Source organism: Streptomyces sp. JJ38 (genome assembly GCF_019303475.1).
Taxonomy (GTDB): Bacteria; Actinomycetota; Actinomycetes; order Streptomycetales; family Streptomycetaceae; genus Streptomyces.
Genome location: NZ_JABLSI010000095.1, coordinates 1 through 4,085 on the forward strand (window position 1 = coordinate 1; position 4,085 = coordinate 4,085).

The 4,085-nt window shown below is 74.3% G+C and carries 1 protein-coding gene; it reads left to right on the plus strand.

Features of this window, described 5'->3' with window-relative positions; all coding sequences use genetic code 11:
- Positions 1-320: 320 nt before the first annotated feature.
- Positions 321-4,085: SDR family NAD(P)-dependent oxidoreductase (locus tag HPT28_RS26345; protein WP_219094479.1), on the plus strand; the 3,765-nt coding region annotated here is incomplete at its 3' end.

Consider the following 4,085-nt stretch of genomic DNA (forward strand, 5'->3'; position numbering starts at 1 on the left):
ACGCCTCACCCAACACCTCCACACCCACCCCGAACTGGCACCAGCCGACGTGGCGCACACCCTGGCCACCGGTCGGGCAACGCTCGCCGAACGCGCGGTCGTCCTCGGCGCCGATCGCGAGGCGCTCACGGCACTCGCGACCGGGACCCGGCACCCGAACCTCGTCACCGGTCCGGAGCCCGGCACCGTCACGACGGGGCGGACGGCGTTTCTGTTCTCGGGTCAGGGAAGTCAGCGTCCGGGCATGGGACGCGAGCTCCACACCGCCTTCCCCGTCTTCGCCCACGCTCTGGACGAAGCCTGCAACGCCCTCGNATCTCATGTTCGCCGAACCCGACACCGAGGAAGCCACCCTCCTCGACCAGACCCACTACGCCCAACCCGCCCTCTTCGCCCACCAAACCGCCCTCTACCACCTCCTGACCCACCACGGCATCACCCCCGACCTCCTCACCGGCCACTCCCTGGGCGAACTCAGCGCCGCCCACTGCGCCGGAATCCTCACCCTCACCGACGCCGCACACCTCGTGGCCACCCGCGGCCGCCTCATGCAAACCATGCCCACCGGCGGCACCATGACCGCCATCCACGCCACCGAAGAAGAAATACAACCCCACCTCAACGACCACGTCTCCATCGCCGCCCTCAACAGCCCCCACGACACCGTCATCTCCGGCGACACCGACACCGTCCGCACCATCGCCCAACACTTCCACCACCAAGGCCGCAAAACCACCGAACTCCGCGTCTCCCACGCCTTCCACTCCCACCACATGGACGGCATGCTCGGCGACTTCCACCACACCGCAGCCACCCTCACCTACCACCAACCCACCACCCCCCTGGCCACCAACACCACCGGAGACCCCACCACCCCCACCTACTGGACCCACCACATCCGCAACACCGTCCGCTTCCACCACGCACTCCACACCCTCCACCACCAACACCACATCACCACCACCCTCGAACTCGGCCCCGGCCACACCCTCACCACCCACGCCCAACACCACCCCGGCACACACCACCCCACCCTCCACACCAACCAACCCGAACCCCACTCACTCCTCACCACCCTCGCCCACCTCCACACCCACGGCACCCACACCCCCAACTGGCACCACCTCACCCCCACCACCCACACCACCGACCTCCCCACCTACCCCTTCCAACACCGTCGGTTCTGGCTGGCGCCCGGGGCGGGGGGCCGTTCCGCCCTGGCCGACGAGCACCCCTTCCTCGACACCGTGACGCCGCTCGCGGACGGTGACCGGCTGGCCCTGACGGGCAGGTGGTCGCTGCGCACGCATCCGTGGCTGGCCGATCACCGGGTGGGCGAGACCGTCCTCGTCCCCGGCACCGCGCTTCTCGAACTCGCCCTGTGCGCGGGGGCACGGGTGGGTGCGGACGTCGTCGAGGAGCTGACACTGCACGCGCCGCTACCGCTTCCGGAGACCGGCACGGTACAGGTTCAGGTGCTGGTGGAAGAGCCCGACGACGAGGGCCGTCGGCGGGTACGCGTCCTCGCGCGGCGGGCCGACGCGTTCGCGGAGCTGACCCGCCGTACCGAGGAGCCGTGGACGGAACACGCGGCGGGCACCCTGGCTCCGGCCGAGCCGTCGGCCCCGGACGCGCACACGTCGGGCCAGTCCGCCGTGTGGCCGCCTGCCGGTGCCGATCCCCTCGACGTGGGTGAGCTGTATGCGGAGTTCGCGTCGATGCGCCTGAGCTACGGCCCTGCCTTCCGGGGGCTTCGGGCGGCCTGGCGGCTGGGCGACGAGATCCTCGCGGAGGTCGCCCTGCCGGAGGACGCGGCGGAGGAGGCCGACCGGTTCGGCGCTCACCCGGCACTGCTCGACGCGGCCCTGCACGGCACCGCCCTGAGCGGCCTGTGGGAGGGAACCCGCCTGCCGTTCACGTGGACGGACGTGCACCTGGACGCCGTCGGCGCGCGGACGTTGCGGGTGCGGTTGACGCCGACCGGAGACGACGGGGTCGCGGTGACCGCGTGGGACGCGGCGGGGCAACCGGTGGTGTCCGTCGGCTCGTTGCGAACCCGGCCCGTCGACCCGGGCGACGTGCCCACCGCGGGGACCTCGGTGCGGGCGGACTCGCTCCACCGGCTGGAGTGGCGTCCACTCGACCCGGCGACGGCCGCGACGGCGACCCCGGCGTCGGCCCCGGCGGCGACCCCGGCGTCGGCCCCGGCGGCCGGGGACGAGGACGAGGACGAGAACGCGACCACCGTGCTGGACCTGCGGAACGTGGGCGGAGAGTCCGGGGACCCGGACGCGGTACTCCGCCGGGCCCTGCGCGAGGTGCGCGGCTGGTTGGCGGGGGAGCCCGCGACGCGACCGGGCGCCCGGCTCGTCGTCCTGACCCGCCGAGCGGTGGCCGTAGGCCCGGAGGAGGTCCCCGAGCCGGGCGGGGCCGGGGTGTGGGGGCTGCTGCGCTCGGTGCAGTCCGAGGAGCCGGGCCGCCTGGTGCTGGTCGACCTGGACGACGACACCGACGGCGCGGATGAAGGCGACGGCGACGCGGGGCGGCGGCGTGTCGTGGGCACCGCGCTGGCCACGGGCCAGCCGCAACTCGCTCTCCGGGGCGGGAACGTCAGCGTTCCCCGGCTCGTCCGGCACCGACCGGGCCGGCCGGAGGCCGGGTCGGCGGCGGCGCCTCGCTGGAACGGAGACGGCACCGTTCTCGTCACCGGCGGCACGGGGACGCTGGGCGGCCTGGTGGCCGGGCATCTGGTGCGGGACCACGGCGTCCGACGTCTGCTGCTGGTCAGCCGACGGGGGCCGGAGGCCCAGGGGGCGGAGGAACTGCGCGCCGCACTGTCCGCGTTGGGCGCGGAGGTCACCGTCGCCGCCTGCGATGTCGCCGACCGCGACGCGCTCGCGACACTGCTGGCGGAGGTCCCGGCCGAGCACCCGCTGTCGGCGGTCGTCCACACGGCGGCCGTGGTGGAGGACGGCCTGATCGGTTCGCTCGACGAGGCCCGGCTCGACCGGGTCCTCGCCCCGAAGGCCGTCGCCGCCGAGCACCTGCACGAGCTGACCCGGGACCTGCCGCTGGAGGCGTTCATCCTGTTCTCCTCAGCCGCCTCGGTGCTGGGCGGGGCGGGCCAGGGCGCCTACGCGGCGGCCAACGCCCGGCTGGACGCGCTCGCCCACCGTCGTCGCGCCGCGGGGCTGCCCGCGACGTCGATCGGCTGGGGCCTGTGGGGCACGGCCAGCGGGCTGACCGCCGCACTCAGCGAGGCGGACCGGGCCAGGATCGCCCGGAGCGGCGTCGCTCCCCTGGCCGACGACGAGGCGCTCGCCCTCTTCGACCTCGTCTGCGCGGCCCCGGAGCCCGTGCTGCTGCCGGTGCGGCTGGACCCGCGCGCGTTGCGCACCGCGGGGCCGGAGGCGCTGCCCGCCGTCCTCCACGGGCTGCTCGGCGCGCGCGGGCCGCGCACGGCGAGCGCGCACTCCACCGTCGGCGCCACGGGCGGGCTGCGGGAACGGCTGGCCGCGCTGCCTCCGGCCGAGCGCTCGCGGGTGGCGCTGGACACCGTCCTGGCCCAGGTCGCCGCCGCGCTCGGGCACTCCTCGCCCGACACGGTGCCGCCCACCGACGCGTTCCGGGACCTCGGGTTCGACTCCCTCATGGCCGTCGAGCTGCGCAACAGCCTCAACACGGTGACCGGTCTGCGGCTGCCGGCCACGCTCGTCTTCGACCATCCCAGCGCGGTCGCCCTGGCCGACCACCTGCTGGCGCAGTACGGACTGTCGGCGGACGACGACGCCGAGCCGAGCCTTCCGGCAACGCGCGCGGCCGACGACGAGCCGATCGCGATCGTCGGCATGGCGTGCCGGTATCCCGGCGGCGTCAGCTCNGTCGACCGGGGTGTCGACGCGATCTCCGACTTCCCCACCGACCGCGGCTGGGACGCCGGGGATCTCTTCGACCCGGATCCGGACCGGGCGGGGACGACGTCGGTCTGGTCCGGCGGTTTCCTCTACGACGCCGCCGACTTCGACCCCGACTTCTTCGGGCTCTCGCCGCGCGAGGCCCTGGCCATGGACCCGCAGCAGCGGCTC